A 17,009-nucleotide genomic window follows, 5' to 3' on the forward strand; every position below is an offset into this window, starting at 1 on the left:
ATAGGAGGAAAAAATGTCATACATTCAAAAACGTGGTCAAAACACAGCTTGACGAACTAGTTTAATGCGTAATTTAACTACTGAATTAATTATTACTGAACGTTTAGAAATTACTGAAACTAGAGCAAAAGAATTAAGAAAACATTTTGACAAAATGATCACTTTAGCCAAACGTGGTGACCTACATGCAAGACGTCAAGCGGCAAGTTGACTAAGAGATATTCAAGCAGACAAAAAACAAACAGCTCTGCAAAAACTATTTAATGATTTATCTAAAAAATATCAAGACAGAAACGGTGGATATACTAGAATTCTTAAATTGGATAATCGTAAAGGTGATAATGCACCTATGGTTATCATTGAATTAGTCTAGTCTCAATTTATAAGGCTTTTAAGCCTTATTTTTTATAATCAAACAGCTTGTTATTAGTTGGATGATAATGTTCAATTTTATATAGCTTTAATTTATAATTATTATAACTATGCTAAATAGAAATGAGGATTTTTAAATGGAGAATAAAAAGTTATTTGATGATTTTAATTCCAATAAAATAAGTGATGAAGATTTAAATATTTTTAAGTTATCTTTAAATAAATTATATGTAGAACTATCTGAGTTAAACCAAAAATATATTAATTTAATAAGACAAGATAATTTTGATAAACAACAAAAAGATGACTTAAAATTAGAGATTAAAAATTTAAAAGCGAAAATCCATGAATTAGCCTCAACAAAAATCTTTAAAGATAATTTAAAAAATGCTGAAAAGTTATTAAAACAAGTTAAAAAATCAAAAAACCAAGCAGATATTAAAAAAGCAGAAGAAGAATATAGCCATGCAAAATATCTTTTTAATGAGTATAAAGATGCAGTTAATGAACAAGGACGCGGAGCTAAATTAAAAAAAGAAAATGATATTGCTGTAGAAATTAAAAACCTGTCATTTAGATATGGTTTAAATTTTGCTAAAGCTATTGATAATGTTAGTTTTTCAATTAATAAGGGTGAATATGTAACTATTATTGGTCATAATGGTAGTGGAAAATCTACTTTATCAAAAATTCTAATAGGTGTTTTAACTGCTCAAGAAGGAGAAATTAGTATTTTTGGTAACAAAGTTACTGATACAAATATTGAACAAATTAGAAAATTTCTAGGAATTGTTTTTCAAAATCCTGATAACCAATTTATTGGATCAACAGTTGAAGCAGACATTGCTTTTGGATTAGAAAATAAAAGAGTTGATCCAGCTAAAATGCCTGAAATTATACTACAAGCAGCTCAAAAGGTTGGTATGCAATCAGCTTTAAAAAAAGAACCTTTAAACTTGAGTGGTGGACAAAAACAACGTGTAGCAATTGCTTCAACTTTAGCTTTAGATCCTGATATTATGATTTTTGATGAAGCAACAAGTATGTTAGATCCTAAAGGTAAACGTGAAATTAAAGAAATTATGGTGCAACTAAGGGGAGTTAAAACCATTATTTCAATTACTCATGATATGGACGAAATTTTAAATGCCGACAAAGTAATTGTTTTAGATCATGCTAAATTAGTAAAAGTTGGCAAACCTTTAGAAATAGTTGGTGACAAAGAATTTCTAAGAAAAATCCAATTAGATGTTCCGTTTGTATCACTAGTAAAAGAAGAACTAGAAAAACAAGGAATAAACGTTCCAAATATTCAAAACATTGATGAGTTGGTAGATAAGATATGTGAAGTTTAAATAAGAAAAAATCAGCACAAAATCAACAATTTGATTTTAGTAAAGATATAGTTTTACAAGATGTTTCTTATACTTATTCAAAGGGAAGCCCATTTGAGCATAAAGCATTAGAAAACACAAACTTAACCTTTAAAAAAAATAAAATCACGTGTGTGATCGGAACCACAGGTAGCGGAAAGTCAACTATGATCCAATTAACTAATGGTTTAATTGTTACTGAAACTGGCCAAACTTTGGTTGGGGATTATCCAATTCCTGCCAAAATTAAAAAAATTCATTTAGTAAAACAATTAAGAAAAGAAATTGGTTTAGTTTTTCAATTTCCTGAATACCAGCTATTTCAAGAAACAGTTAAAAAAGATATTGCTTTTGGACCAGTTCATTTAGGAGAAAACAAAGAAGAAGTTTATAAAAAAATTCCTGAACTATTAGAATTAGTACAACTACCTATTGAATGTGCAGAACGTTCTCCTTTTGAATTGTCTGGAGGTCAAAAGCGTCGTGTTGCAGTAGCTGGAATAATTGCAATGCAAGGCAACACACTTGTACTTGACGAACCAACTGGTGGACTAGATCCTAAAGGTGAAGATGATTTTATGAACTTGTTTGAGAAGTTAAATAAAGAGTTTAAAAAACGTATTATCATGGTTACACACAATATGGATCAAGTTTTAAGAATCGCTGATGAAGTAATTGTGATGCATAATGGAAAAGTGATTGAAGTTGGTTCACCATTTGAAATTTTTTCAAACATTGAATTATTAAAAAAGATTGAAATTGATCCTCCAAAGCTTTATCAATTAATGTATAAATTAAAAGACAAAAAAATTAACTTATTAAATAAACAAATTAGAACCATTGAAGATTTTGCAATTGCACTAGCAAAAATCAAAAAAGTAGAAGGAAAATAGAAAAATATGAGAATATCATTTGGTAGATACATTCCTAAAGATTCTTTAATTCATAAAATGGATCCAAGACTTAAAATGTTTATGATTATTTCATTAATTGTGTCTGTTTTTTTTCCTATTGGATTTACTGGTTATTTAATGATTGGTTCAGTAATTTTTTTGTTATTTGCTCTATCAAAATTAAACTTTAGCTTACTTTTAAGATTATTAGTTCCTGTATCATTTATTTTTATCATCATCTTATTTGTAAACTTCTTTTTTATTCATCCATCAGCAAAAGAAATTGAAAAAATCAATGAATTTGTAAAAACTAATATGGACTTAAATGGATTTAAATGAATACATCTCGGAGATGCCATTAGTGGAGTTATTAACAAACAAGGAATAACTGAAGCTATTGCTAAAAATTCAGAATTAAAAGGTATTGAACCACTTGGGTATTTTTTTAATTGAAGAGTTTTTTGATTTAGTGAAAAAGCTCTATATAGTGCTATTGTTATGTCATTTAGAATTTATTTAATGATTACACTAACTTGTATTTTAACAGGTACCACACCTTCATTAGAATTAACTTTAGCAATTGAAGATCTATTATCACCATTAAAAATCATTAAAGTTCCTGTTCATATTTTATCGATGATTATTTCGATTGCTTTGCGTATGATTCCTACTTTAATTGATGAAGCTGGAAGAATTATGAAAGCTCAAGCTAGTCGTGGAATTGATATCAAAAACGGAAAATTTAAAGACAAAGTAAAAAGCTTAACTTCTTTAATTATTCCTTTATTAGTTTCATCATTTCAAAAAGCCGAAGATTTAGCTTATGCAATGGATGCTAGAGGATATGATCCTAATGCCAGAAGAACCAGATTTGTGCAATTTAGTTTTAGTTGAACTGATTTTGTGATCTTTTCAACAGGTATTTTATTAGCATCATTTATGATTTTATATGGAATTAATCCAGGGCAAATATTTGATAATTTTCATATTCAACACATTGATTCATTAATAACATATTAATATGAACGCGATTTTATTAACTTTGTTGTATGATGGGTCTAATTATCATGGCTGAATTCATCAAACTAATGCAATAGCAATTCAAGATGTTTTAAATCAAGCTGTAAAAAGAGTTATTAAAAATAATGATTTTAAAACAATTGCAGCAAGTAAAACAGATGCTGGAGTACATGCTGTGGATCAAAAAGTTTTACTAGTTATTAGTTTTAAACCAATTTTAGATAAATTTATTAAGGCTTTAAATAAAGCATTACCATCTGATATTCAAATACTTAACGCTAAATTTGTTGATACTAGTTTTAATCTCAGAGAAGTAAAACAAAAAACTTATAGCTATTTTATTAATGATCAGCAGTTTGATATTTTTACTCAGCGCTTTGAATATTTTTGAAAACATCAACCAATTGATGTTAATAAATTACAACAAATATTTGATTTATTTGTCGGAACACATGAGTTTAAGTTATTTTCAGGATTGAAACAAGAAGAACTTAAAAATATTAATAGCTTCAGAAAAATTGATTCAATCAGAGTTTTTAGAAACAAAAATAACCGTGTTCAAATCGAATTTAAAGCCGCTGGATTTATTAGATATCAAATTAGAATGATTGTTGGCAATTGTCTAGCTTGTTATTTAAATAAAAAAATAACACCAGAAACTTTAAAATCAATGTTGCAAGGAAAAGGAAATAAAACCGCTTTGATTGCTAAAGCTAAAGGTTTAGTTTTACAAAAAATAGAATTTAATTAACAAATAGAATAATATATTAATGTAGTGATAAAATTTAATTCAAAACAATGTCATTTTAGTATTAATATACTTATAAATTAGTCAACTTTTGCATATACAAAGAAGGAAGTTGGATACTTTATATTTAATTAATCATAGATCACTACTCTAACACATCTAGCAGATGTGTTTTTATTATTTTAAAGTATTAATATACTAGTGATTAGCAGCTAAAAGTTTAAATTACATCAAAGATTTTATTATTAAAATTGATAATTAAATAGCGCTAAAAGATAGAGTTTTATAATTGATAAAATAAAAAAGTTTCTTTATAATATTATAGTGCTTACTACACTTTATAAGACCCCGGACAAGTCGTGTAAAGGAATTAGCAAAGATGAAACAAACTACATTAATTTCTGCCAAAGATATTAATAAAAAATGATATGTTGTTGATGCAGAAGGACAAACTGTGGGTAGATTAGCAACTCAAGTTGCTCTTGTGTTAAGAGGAAAACATAAAGTTGATTTTACACCTCACATTAATAATGGAGATCACGTTATTGTTATTAATGCAGAAAAAGCAATTTTTTCTGGAAAAAAAGAAGCTAATAAAGTTTATTACCGCCACTCAATGTATCCAGGTGGGCTAAAAAGAAGAACAGTTGCAGTTCAAAGACAATTAGATCCAACTAAAATTTTAGAGAGATCTATTAGATTAATGTTACCTAAGAATGTTCAAGGAGCAAACCAATTTAGAGCATTACATGTTTTTAAAGGTCCTGAACATCCATATGCTGCTCAAAAGCCTGAAGTTTTACAAATTCAAACTAAAAAAGGAGATAAAAAATAATGACAAACAACAAAGTTATTTATAGAGGAACTGGAAGAAGAAAAACTTCAATTGCTCAAGTTATTTTAACTCCTGGATCAGGTAAGGTAATCGTTAATGGAAAAGCAGCTTTAGATTTTTTTCCATATGCAACATTAGTTCAAGATTTAGAACAACCACTACTTGCTACTGGAACATTAAAAGATTTTGACATCACAGTTAAAGTTAATGGTGGAGGTTTCACTGGACAAGCTGGAGCAACTAGATTAGGGATTGCTAGAGCTTTATTACAAGCAAGTGAAGACTACAGAAAAGCTTTAAGAAATGAAGGTTTATTAACTCGTGATGCGCGTATTAAAGAACGTAAAAAATACGGATTACGTGGAGCACGTCGAGCACCCCAATTCTCAAAACGTTAATACTTTTTACAACACTTTATGTGTTGTTTTTTATTCAAAAAATTACCTAAGTTAAGAGCAAATTAAAAAGCTGATAAATTTGATAATTTAGCTATTTTTATGTTGATTTTAATGATAAAAAGATATATTATTATTCTTGTAACTTCGGAATATAGCTCAGCTGGTTAGAGCACTCCGCTGATAACGGAGAGGTCGTTGGTTCAAGTCCAATTATTCCGACCATTTGGAAATTTAGCAAACACCGTTAAGGTGTTTTTTTATTGTGTTAGTGATAAAATTTAACATATTTTTAGAATGTATTTAATAGCTATAAACTATAAAATTATAATTAATGTTAAAGGAGAGAAAGTATGGATTTTTCGCATAAGGCAATCGAAAAAAAATGACAGAAATTTTGAAAAGAAAATGATCTTTACAAAACAACTGATACTAGTGATAAAAAATCTTATGTTTTAGACATGTTTCCATATCCAAGTGGTGCTGGTTTGCATGTTGGTCATATTAAGGGTTATACTGCAACTGATGTATTTGCTAGGTTTAAAAGAATGCAAGGTTATGATGTTTTGCACCCCATTGGATGAGATGCTTTTGGTTTACCTGCTGAGCAATATGCTTTAAAAACTGGTAATGACCCAAGAGAATTTACATTAAAAAATATTGATAATTTTCGAGTTCAACTTCAAAAAATGGGATTTAGTTATGACTTTGATAAAGAAGTTAACACTGCTGATGCTAACTACTATAAAATTACTCAACAAATTTTTAAAAAATTATATCAACATAATTTAGCTGAAAAAAGAGATGTTGAAGTTAACTGATGCCAAGAACTAGGAACGGTTTTAGCCAACGATGAAATAATTGAAAAAAATGGAATGATGCTAAGTGAAAGAGGAGAACACCCTGTTACTAAGAAAAAAATGCGTCAATGAGTTTTGAAAATTACTGATTATGCTGAAAAATTATTACAAGGTTTAGATGAACTAGACTGACCACAGTCTATCAAAGATTTACAAAAAAACTGAATAGGTAAATCAGTTGGTGCAGAAATTATTTTTAAATCAAATGACATCGAAATTCCTGTTTTTACAACTCGTGCTGACACTATTTATGGGGTTAGTTATATTGTTCTGGCTCCTGAAAATGAGTTAGTTTTAAAACTAACTACTGCTGATAAACTAGCTGAAGTTAAAAATTATATTCAACAAACATCATCAAAATCTGAAATTGATCGTAAAGATGAATCGCGCCCAAAAACTGGTGTGTTTATTGGAAGTTATGCAACAAATCCTGTTACTAAACAAGCTGTTGAAATCTGAATTAGTGATTATGTATTAAGTGATTATGGAACTGGTGCTGTGATGGCTGTTCCTGCTCATGATAAAAGAGACTGAGAATTTGCAACTAAATTTAATTTGCCTATTAAGTTTGTGATTAAAACTAAAGACCAATCTAAAGCTTTTGTAGGTGAAGATATTCATATTAATTCTGATATTTTAGATGGATTAGACAGAGTTCAAGCACTAGAAGTTATTTATAAATATTTAGAAGATAATCATTTAGGAATTAGAAAAATTAACTATAAATTAAGAGATTGATTATTTTCAAGACAACGTTTTTATGGAGAACCCTTTCCAGTTTTATACACAAAAGATCAAAAAATTATTTTAGTTGATGATAAATATCTACCAGTGACATTACCTGAAACTGAATATATCAAACCAACTAAAACAGGAGAAAGTCCGCTGGCTAATTTAACTGATTGGGTAAATTTTGAAATTGCTGGAGTTAAGTATAAAAGAGAAACTAATACAATGCCTCAATCAGCAGGATCAAGTTGATATTTTATTGCTTATTTATTAACTGATGCTCCAAATAAATTAATAGATTTAGACTCAGAACAAGCAAAACAAAGAATGCAAAAATGACTTCCTGTTGATTTATATATTGGTGGCCAAGAACATGCTGTAGGGCATTTGCTATATGCCAGATTTTGAACCCACTTTTTATATGACCTAGGAATTTGTCCTGTCAAAGAACCATTTAAAAATTTATTTAACCAAGGAATGATTTTAGGCCCAGATGGACGAAAGATGTCAAAATCTTGAGGAAACGTCATCAATCCAGATGATGTTATTGACTCACATGGTGCTGATGCATTAAGATTGTATGAAATGTTTATGGGTCCTTTAGATGCTTCACTTCCTTGAAGTTTTGATGGATTAGATGCAAGTTTAAAATGATTAAATCGTTGTTATAGAATGATCAATAAAATAAGTTTTTCTAATCAAAATAATGCTAATTTAGATTTTGTCTATAATGATGTTGTGAAAAAAGTAACTGAAATGGTTTCGGATCTAAAATTTAATACTGCAATTAGTCAATTAATGGTTTTAGTAAATGCTATTTACAAAGAAAAAGAAGGTACAGTTTACAAAGCTTATGTTGAAGGATTTGTAAAGATGTTAAGTTTATTTGCTCCACACTTAGCTGAAGAATTATGAGAAAAACTAGGATACAATTCAAGTGTTACAAAACAATCATGACCAAGTTATGATAAGTCTAAACTAGTTAGAAATACTGTTGTAGTTGCTTTTCAAGTTAATGGAAAATTAAGATCAACTATTGAAGTTGAAAAAGGAACAAATAAAGAAACATTAATCAAACTTGCAAAAAACGATGAGCATGTTTTAAGATTTATCAAAGGTTGTCAAATTATAAAAGAAATAGCTATAGTAGACAAGATTGTAAATATTGTTGTTAAGTAAAAGGTTAAATTAAAAACCTTTTTTTATTTTGTGAATTATATAATTTAATTGGGAAGGGAAAAATTTCGATGAGAAAAACCGTTAAATTAACAATTTTGTTATTAGCTGTATCGGTAATTTATTTTGGTTATTCTGCATGAATTGATAGTGTTGCAATTTATGCAATCAGAGGAGAAAAACCTTCTGAAATTGGTGGAGGAACTTTTTGATCATCAATGACTTCTTCACCAGCTTGAATTAATAATTGAATAAAAATTCTAGTTGAAAAATTAGAAATTGTTATGCCAAAAAATGAAGAATTAATTAAAAAAGTCAATAACTTTAATGCTTCTACTTCTTGAGCTGATTGAACCATGGCGATTAAAGCAAGTGGATATAGATTAACAGGATTTATGGCTCCTGATTCATTGTTATATACATTGTTAAGTCCTTTTAAATTTATTTTAGTTGGGGGGGTATTTGCAATGTTTATCCCTTTAATAAAACAACTATTATTTAACACCGCTCTTGGAATAAGATCATATATCAAAAACAGAGATATGAACGTTTTATTTAATTACAAAAAAACTATCGCTTATGTTGAAGATTTAAAAACTAAGTTAGAAGAAAATGATTTTGAAGGAGTTAAAGCATGTTATTCAAGCTATGCTAGTTTAGCATTTAAACCAATATTTTTAACTAATCTAATGAATGATATTTATAAAAGATTAATTAAATTTGGTGATATCTCAGTTTTTGCTAGTGGGTGTCAAACTGTTCTAGAATCAATTGAAGAAATGTATACAAAAGAAAAACGACGAGCTATGAATAATGGTCGTGGAGATGAAATGTTTTATGACATAAAACGTGGATTTGAGTATTCTTCATATAGTTCAAAATACTTTGTAAAATACTATGAATCAATAGCTAAAAATACTCAAGATTTAGGATGAAGAATTTTTAGTATTGAAATTTCAAGATTTCCACTATTCTTGTTAATTAGTGCTTTACCTGCAGCAATTATTTGTGGAGTTATTAGCACTGTGTTACTAAGATCTTTACCAACTGACATTAGTAGTAGCATTTCTACATTAATTACTGTGGGATCATTTATTATTCCGTGAGCAATTTTTGGAATTGTATCTCATGCTATTTATATATTTGTAAAAACAGATTATAAAAATAGCAAACGTATTTTAATCAAACCAGCTATTACTTATTATTCATTATTATTCTTAGCTTTTATCACAGCTACTGCAGGATTTGTTGGTATTGCAGAAGTGGGAAATATTGCTGAGCCATTTACAGCTGTTTTAATGACTAAATGATTTGGAGCACTTGCTTATTTAGTATTAACTACTTGTTTAGTAATGTATATATTAGCAACTTTGGTTGACAACTATAGAAAAGGAAGATCTTTAAAATTAAATGTCATTATTAATAATATTGTTCTTCCTGCAATTATTTGAGTGGTTACAACAGGTGCTAACTTTTTAGCAATTTTTGGATCAAGAATTATTAATGAGTCAACAGCTAATTGAATTTCTATAGTTAATATTGCAATTATGGTAGTCTTTTGAATTTATCTATTTACAGTTCAATTTTTAGCCAATAATCTAATTACAAATAAAACAGCAGAGCTATTAAGCAAGACAAAAATTATCGAATCTGTAAAACCTAAAGCACGAAAAAAACAAAAACAACAAACTAATTAATTGACTTAGGTCAATTTTTTTATGAAGTTACAATTTATAATTTTTTTTAACATTTCTAAAATCAGACAATTAATCGTCTTATAATTTCTAAAGAAAGCACAGGTGATATAATGTTTACATTTACAAGAATTATCGAAAAGAAAAAGCATAATACCCAACTAACTAAAGATGAGATTAATTGATTAATTGATAGCTATGTCAAAGAAACAATTACTGATTATCAAATGGCTAGCTTTTGTATGGCTACTTATTTTACAGATATGGATGATGCTGAAACAGCCTATCTAACTAAATCTTATGTTGATTCGGGTTCAAGTTATGATTTAAGCTCAATAAAAGGCTTTAAAGCAGATAAACACTCAACAGGTGGAGTTGGAGATAAAACTAGTTTAGTTTATGCTCCACTAGTTGCAAGTTATGGAATTAAAGTATGTAAATTAACCGGAAGAGGTTTAGGTAAAACCGGAGGGACTGCAGATAAACTAGAATCATTTCCTGGTTGAAAATCAGAATTAGCAAACGATGAATTTGCTTCAGTTATTAATCAGTCAGGCTTAAGTATTATTTGTCAATCTGATGATGTTGTTCCTGCTGATAAAAAAATTTATGCTCTACGTGATGTTAGTGGAACAATTGATTCAATGCCATTAATTACTGCTTCAATTATGAGTAAAAAGCTTGTTGTTGAAAGCGATGGTTTAGTTTTAGATGTCAAAGTTGGTAATGGTGCATTTATGACTAATTTAGAAGATGCACTTGATTTATCAAACAGAATGATAGATGTTGCTAAAAATCATAATCGAAAAATTGGAGTAGTTCTTTCAAATATGAATTGTCCATTAGGAAAAGCAATCGGTAATGCTCTTGAAGTTAGAGAAGCATGAGAAACACTTCACGGAAAAGGACCAAAAGATTTTGTTGAACTAGTAACCACTCTTGTAGGTGTTACATTATTACAAGCTAAAATGTTTGATAATTTAGACCAAGCCAAAGCCGATGTTTATAAAAAATTACAATCAGGTGAAGCCGCACATTATTTAAAAGATTTTGTGATAGCTCAAAATGGTGATTGATCTGTATTAGAAAATTATGATCAAGTATTTAAATGTAAAAATAAGGTTGAAATTAAAGCTAAAAAATCAGGATTTATAAAATATACAAGAGCTGAAGAATTAGGCTTACTTTCTGTGCAATTAGGTGCAGGAAGATCTAAAAAAACTGATCAAATAGATCATGCTGCAGGAATTTATTTAAATAAGGAATATGGTGAACAAGTTCGAGAAGATGAAGTCATTATAACCTTATATACAAATAAGTCAGTTGAATCAAGTTGAGAAACAGAAGTTTTAAAATGTTTTGAAATTGTTGATATGCAACCTCAAAAAGAAGTAATTTACAAAATTATTTCTGATGACATTAAATAATAATATAAATAATTAAATTATAACCATAACCCTCTGATTATTTGAGTTAATTAAAACCCAGATCAGAGGGTTTTATTATTTCAACGCTTTAACTTTATAAATTCAAAAAAAGATAAATTTCTAATAATTTATTTTGTTTTAATTACTAGAATAGAAGATTATCATTTGTTATCAATCTTAATTTTCTGACATCATTTTAAAAATTTAAAGAATACTATCTACTATATAGAATGCTCAGATGGTTAAAGTATTATTTCTCAGGTATTCTTCAATTATCAAAATAAATTATAAATTATTTTGTTTGAAGTAATTAGACATAAAATATTTTGTGTCGTTAAACTATTTAAATTTCTCTTGTTTTATTCTCAAATAATTACTTACTGTTTTTTTAATATTCAAATTTATATTTTAATTAGATTAACTAACTTTTTATTATCTAAATAGTCTATTTACTTCATTGTAATTTTTTAAGGTTTATGTATTCTATAAGTTATGTTTAATTTTATTTAGTTTATTTTTATAATATTGACTAAATTTATATTAAATTTCTCTCATTTTATAGCAAAATTTAGCTAAAATAGTAATCTTAATCTTTAAAATACAATAGTAAAATCATAATATCGTTCATTTGCAATTAAAAAGAGATATACTAATAAATAAACACCTATTTATAAAAGATTAAGTATTTTATGATTAAAATACGGCATTTATCAGAATTATTATTTATTTTTAAGATTATAATTTCTCTCAGACTCAGATCGTTTGTCAATTAGATTTAACCTTTAGTTGGGGGATTTACTTTAAAAACTCAATAAAAAGTTTATTTATAGAGTAGAGTGAATTTTAAAGATAAATTAATAAAATGAATCATTTAAAATCAATTAAACAAAAATGCCTAATAAAGATTAGCTTATGTAGATGATTTTATTTAGTTTATTTTTATAATATTGACTAAATTTATGTTAAATTTCTCTCATTATAATAAAGAAGTTGGTTTAAATATTATTTTTTACTTTTAATATAAAGTGGCAAAAAACGTAAAGTTGTTATATTTATCTTAAAAAAACGATAATAATACATGCCTTAATTGAATAGATATTTATAAGAGTTTGTGTATTTTACAATTAAAACATCAGAATTCATCGAAATTATTCTCTATTTTTATGACTGTGGTTTGCTTTACACTATTGTAGTTAATTATTTTTACTTTGGATTTTGATATCAGTTTTTAACTCTAAAATATATATTAAAAAGTTTATCTTTGCTTGCATATAATAATTAAATTTTTTAAATAGTTCGGTTAAGTAAATTTGCAAAGTACAATAAGACATTTTTTCTATTATTTATTTTGGAGAAATCTTGACAAGTAAACAATAATTTGAAAATAAAGCCAAAAAATTGGTTGTTCTCAATATTAATTATGAGTTAATTAAAGTATCATTTTTGTTTGTTATTAATGTTATTGAGTTAAATTAAAAGAGAAAAAGAAATTGTTATTGATGATATCTATTGTGAATGTGTGTAACTCTTAATTAAAAAAGTTATGAAGTCAATTAAGTATAAATTGTTATCTTTTCAAGATATTAAATGTATTAAATGACTTACTAATTATTAAATATTGCCTAAAACCATACTAAATTTCTCTCATTTTATCGAAAAAATTGCTTTAAATAAGACTTTTTACTTTTAGATAGTTTTTTTATGTTTAGTATTTAAATCTGTAAGAATATTAATAATTAAAAAGTTATTAATTAACTTTTTGCATGGTCAATTTAGTATTTATTTTTTTAAGACTGTAAGAATTTTTATTATCTAAATGATCATATCTTTAGTTCTAAGTTTTTATAAAATAAAACTACTTTTCAAATTAAACTCACTTATTTTATATTCTTTTTGTTGCTTAAATAACATTTTTAAATTATTATCCCCTGATAAATTTCTTCTTCTTTTTTTAAAAAATAGGACATTCATACAATTATAAAAAATAATGATAGTATATATATGTACACCTATAAAAACACAAAAACCATAAAAAACAAGAATAAGGCTAGCTTGCAGCTAACCTTATTTTTATGTCCTTAATTTTAGAAACTAAAAAACCGTCTGATTAATCAGACGGTTTTATTTACATACCTATTTTATGATTCCAATTAAGCTAGTCTTTTAGCCTATTAATCGGTACAACAACAATACCCTCTTTTCTTTTATAAATAGCATTTCCCAGTCCCACTATTACACATTTTAATATTGGAGGTTTTTTGTTGTTTTGGATGACTTTGTCAACAGCTTTATTAAGGTTTTTAACCGCATTATCAACTTGAGTTGATGAAAGTTTAATTTCGATTGCACATCAATCACCATTATTTAATTCAAGCACAGCATTAAGTTCGTTATTATCATAATCTCTATAATGAAATAGCTTTTCTTGAATTGCTTGAGCATAGACTCTTAAATCTCTTATTACTAATGATTCAAATAAAATTCCATATAGTTTGACATCACTAATTAACTTATCTGTTGTAATGTTTAGTAATGCACAAACTAAACTTGGATCACAAAAACGTTTCTTTTCTTCAATTCTTATTCTTGAAGATGATCGAACATCTAATGAAAATGGCTCTTGATTATTAAAAATAAACATCCTGTTTAATACATTGATATATTTGTTAACTGTTGGACGAGAAATTTTTTGATTATCATTAGTTGAAATATCTTTTATGATCGTTGCTTCTGAAACTAAAGTAGCTTCATTTCTTTTTAGAGATTTTAATATTAACTTTACTTTTAATGGACTATATTTGAAATTGTCTATTTCTTTTATTGATTCATTCAAAATAGTTTCTATATAAGAATTTGGTAATAAATGACACTGTTCAGTTGAAGTTTGGATATTTTTATGTCATCCACCTCTTACAATTAAATATGCTAATTGTTCAAAGGTTAAAGGTTCTACTAATTGTTCTTGTATTTTTTTGGTTACACAAATCTTTTAGTAAAATTATGCCAGATGATTCTTTTGATTCATACAAAGACATAGTTTCCATTCTAACTTTTACAATTCTTCCAGCTTCACTATGTAAAACTCCTTTGTATTTAGGAGTTGATGATCCAGTTAAAATAAATAATCCATTTTGATTTTTTCAGTCAACTTCTCATCTAACTGCATCTCAAATTGCTGGTTCTTCTTGTCATTCATTAATAAGTCTTGGATATTTGCCATCCAAAATAAGTTTAGGGTTAATTCTAGCTAATTCTTTGTTAGCAAAATTATTATCTGGTTCACTGACAAAAAAAAGCACTATTTGACAACTTAAAAGATGTTCAAGTCTTACCACATCATTTAGGTCCTTCAACACAAACTGTTCCTAATACATTTAAATATGTCTTGACTATCTGCTCGATAATTCGTGGTTTGTAGTTTTTAATTATTTGATCATTCACTAAAAGTAACCTCTTTTTATTAATAAAATATGTTTATTAGTTTACTAAATTTTACAATATTTAATAAAAAAACTTTACAATAGTTAGTAAACATAAAAATTTACCATTTATAAAATGTTTTAACAAACTAAAAAGTACAAAAAATATTTTATAAAGGTAAGTCTTTATGAATAAATTTAACTGCTGATATGAAATAGCAAATAACACTAATAATTCCTAATGTTATAAATTGATAAATAAATTTCATAACATTATCGGTTTCAATTTTATTATGGTTAAACAATGTAAACAAAGTAAGATATTTTAAAAATGCTAATTCTTTGGTTTCGGTTAATTCAGCTAACCCGACAGTGACATTTGCTGTGTAAAACAAAACAATTATTAATGCACTAAAAAAGATAGTGTATGTTGAGCGATTAAAAATTGAACTAAACATAAAACAAATTGCTCCCACAGCCATTAATAACAATCAATATCCTAGACACTGTAATGCTCAATCTTTTAAACTAGGTTGATTTTTAATAATCATAAATAAACCAACTAAAAGAAAATTAACTAAAACATAACTAGTGATTGTGAAAATAAAATATATCATTTTATTAACAAAGATTTGTAGTCTTGATAATCTTGTTGATAAAGTGTAAGACAAATAACCTAGATCAATTGGTTTGGTCATTAATGCATTAGGCCCAATAATAAAAAATATACAAATAATGATGATTCCAAAACTGGTAAAAAATAGGTTTTTTATAATGTTGACTGATAGTAAATTTTTTTGATCTTCTACTTTAATTAACAGTAGTATTAAAAGATTTATTAAAGTCACAAAAGGAAGAATAATCAATCAAAAAGATCATGTGGATTTAAATGAATCTTTTCATAGTTGGTAGTTAAACATTTTTATTTTCTCCTTTCTGATTGTAAAAGTTTAAAAAGTATTTTTCTAAAGAAAATGGTATTTCTTTTAACATTTTAATGTCGTATTTTTTTAGTGATTCAAAAAAATTAGCAACCTTGTCAGCACTAACTACATATAATGCTTGGTTGTTATTAAAACTTTTTAAAAACTTAGATTTTAGAATTTTATTATCACTAAAAGTTATCTGATAGTTTCTGTCACTTATTTGTCTTAGATTTTCTAAATCTATATCAGCAATAATTCTGCCTGACCTGATAATTGCTACTTTATTACAAGTTTTTTCGATTTCATCAAAAATGTGAGAACTCATAATAATAGTTGTGTTGAGTTTTTTGTGTTCTAAAACTAAATTAATGAATTTATTTTGCATTAAAGGATCTAATCCTGATGTGGGTTCATCTAAAATTAGTAGTTCAGGTTTGTGCATAAAAGCAATTACTAAGGCAACTTTTTGCTTCATTCCTTTACTCATTTTTTTGATTTTAATATTTGGATCAAATTCAAAATACTTGATCAATTTTTCAACATAATCTCAGTTAGTTTGTTTTCTTAAACTAAAAATTTGTTTAATAAAATCTAAACCATTCATATATTCAGGTAGGTTAATTTCTCCAGGAACATATCCAATGCGTGGTTGAATAAAATGAGATTCTTTTCAAGCGTCTTTTTGTAAAATTTTAATAGTTCCTTTTTCGGGTTTAATATATCCCATCATATGTCTAATAGTTGTTGATTTACCAGCACCATTAGGACCAAGATAACCATAAATTTCACCTTTTTTAACTTTTAAATTAATATCAAAAATTCCATAACCTGATTTGTATTTTTTAGTTAAATTAGTTATTGAGATGATTTCATTTTCTTGTTGTTTCATATAAATCTCTCCATGTTCTATTAATAGTAAATAGATTAGATTTTATTTGATTTACTATTGCTAATATTTTAAATAATTAAAGGGTTTATATTGACTTTATTCTGGCTTTTTTAGATAATAAATAAGTCACGGCGTCGGTGGTGAAGTGGTTAACACATCAGGTTGTGGCTCTGACATTCGCGGGTTCGATTCCCGTTCGACGCCCCATTTTAGAAAAAAACAGCAACACCTAAGGTGTTGTTTTTTAATTTTT

At 26.8% G+C, this 17,009-nt stretch carries 14 protein-coding genes and 2 tRNA genes; 12 read left to right on the forward strand and 4 right to left on the reverse strand.

What is annotated here, in order from left to right:
• The first annotated feature begins 13 nt into the window (after window positions 1-13).
• The 11 genes from rplQ to MPUT_RS00880 all read left to right on the forward strand — a co-directional run bounded on the left by rplQ (window position 14) and on the right by MPUT_RS00880 (window position 11,522).
• On the forward strand, window positions 14-373 hold the full coding sequence (rplQ, locus tag MPUT_RS00830; RefSeq protein ID WP_014034921.1) for a 50S ribosomal protein L17: 360 nt from the start codon (window positions 14-16) through the stop codon (window positions 371-373).
• A 136-nt stretch (window positions 374-509) separates the two neighbouring features.
• Window positions 510-1,727 (forward strand): energy-coupling factor transporter ATPase, encoded by a 1,218-nt coding sequence (locus tag MPUT_RS00835; protein WP_014034922.1) that lies wholly within the window; start codon window positions 510-512, stop codon window positions 1,725-1,727.
• The gene (locus MPUT_RS00840) at window positions 1,715-2,638 is read left to right on the forward strand and encodes an energy-coupling factor transporter ATPase (protein ID WP_014034923.1); all 924 of its coding nucleotides are present in this window, start codon (window positions 1,715-1,717) and stop codon (window positions 2,636-2,638) included. Before MPUT_RS00835 ends, MPUT_RS00840 begins: the two co-directional genes overlap by 13 nt.
• 6 nt (window positions 2,639-2,644) lie before the next feature.
• Window positions 2,645-3,658 carry an energy-coupling factor transporter transmembrane component T family protein gene (locus MPUT_RS00845; RefSeq protein ID WP_014034924.1) on the forward strand — a complete coding sequence of 338 codons (1,014 nt, stop codon included), beginning with the start codon at window positions 2,645-2,647 and terminating at the stop codon, window positions 3,656-3,658.
• Window position 3,659: 1 nt separating this feature from the next.
• On the forward strand, window positions 3,660-4,409 hold the full coding sequence (locus MPUT_RS00850) for a tRNA pseudouridine synthase A (protein WP_014034925.1): 750 nt from the start codon (window positions 3,660-3,662) through the stop codon (window positions 4,407-4,409).
• Between the two features lie 376 nt (window positions 4,410-4,785).
• Window positions 4,786-5,241, forward strand: a complete 456-nt coding sequence (gene rplM / locus MPUT_RS00855; RefSeq protein ID WP_014034926.1) for a 50S ribosomal protein L13 — start codon at window positions 4,786-4,788, stop codon at window positions 5,239-5,241.
• Window positions 5,241-5,639, forward strand: coding sequence for a 30S ribosomal protein S9 (gene rpsI / locus MPUT_RS00860; RefSeq protein ID WP_014034927.1), 399 nt, complete (start codon window positions 5,241-5,243; stop codon window positions 5,637-5,639). Before rplM ends, rpsI begins: the two co-directional genes overlap by 1 nt.
• Before the next feature lie 145 nt (window positions 5,640-5,784).
• A tRNA-Ile gene (locus tag MPUT_RS00865) sits at window positions 5,785-5,861 on the forward strand.
• Window positions 5,862-5,989: 128 nt separating this feature from the next.
• Entirely contained in the window at window positions 5,990-8,404 is a 2,415-nt protein-coding gene (gene leuS / locus MPUT_RS00870; protein WP_014034928.1) for a leucine--tRNA ligase, read from the forward strand.
• Window positions 8,405-8,472: 68 nt separating this feature from the next.
• The gene (locus tag MPUT_RS00875) at window positions 8,473-10,098 is read left to right on the forward strand and encodes a membrane protein (protein ID WP_014034929.1); all 1,626 of its coding nucleotides are present in this window, start codon (window positions 8,473-8,475) and stop codon (window positions 10,096-10,098) included.
• Between the two features lie 110 nt (window positions 10,099-10,208).
• Entirely contained in the window at window positions 10,209-11,522 is a 1,314-nt protein-coding gene (locus MPUT_RS00880; protein WP_014034930.1) for a thymidine phosphorylase, read from the forward strand.
• Window positions 11,523-13,677: 2,155 nt separating this feature from the next.
• Here the strand turns inward: MPUT_RS00880 and MPUT_RS03885 are convergent.
• The 4 genes from MPUT_RS03885 to MPUT_RS00895 form a co-directional block, all read right to left on the reverse strand.
• On the reverse strand, window positions 13,678-14,355 hold the full coding sequence (locus tag MPUT_RS03885; protein WP_269460834.1) for a DUF4143 domain-containing protein: 678 nt from the start codon (window positions 14,353-14,355) through the stop codon (window positions 13,678-13,680).
• 61 nt (window positions 14,356-14,416) lie between these two features.
• Window positions 14,417-14,878 carry an AAA family ATPase gene (locus MPUT_RS03890; RefSeq protein WP_269460835.1) on the reverse strand — a complete coding sequence of 154 codons (462 nt, stop codon included), beginning with the start codon at window positions 14,876-14,878 and terminating at the stop codon, window positions 14,417-14,419.
• Window positions 14,879-15,111: 233 nt separating this feature from the next.
• Window positions 15,112-15,639, reverse strand: a complete 528-nt coding sequence (locus tag MPUT_RS00890) for a hypothetical protein (RefSeq protein ID WP_231992263.1) — start codon at window positions 15,637-15,639, stop codon at window positions 15,112-15,114.
• Between the two features lie 214 nt (window positions 15,640-15,853).
• Window positions 15,854-16,756 carry an ABC transporter ATP-binding protein gene (locus MPUT_RS00895; RefSeq protein ID WP_014034934.1) on the reverse strand — a complete coding sequence of 301 codons (903 nt, stop codon included), beginning with the start codon at window positions 16,754-16,756 and terminating at the stop codon, window positions 15,854-15,856.
• A 131-nt stretch (window positions 16,757-16,887) separates the two neighbouring features.
• Here MPUT_RS00895 and MPUT_RS00900 point away from each other — a divergent pair.
• Window positions 16,888-16,963 (forward strand) — tRNA-His (locus MPUT_RS00900).
• Window positions 16,964-17,009: the final 46 nt, after the last annotated feature.

It is taken from the genome of Mycoplasma putrefaciens KS1, from assembly GCF_000224105.1.
In the GTDB taxonomy this organism is placed as follows: domain Bacteria; phylum Bacillota_I; class Bacilli_A; order Mycoplasmatales; family Mycoplasmataceae; genus Mycoplasma; species Mycoplasma putrefaciens.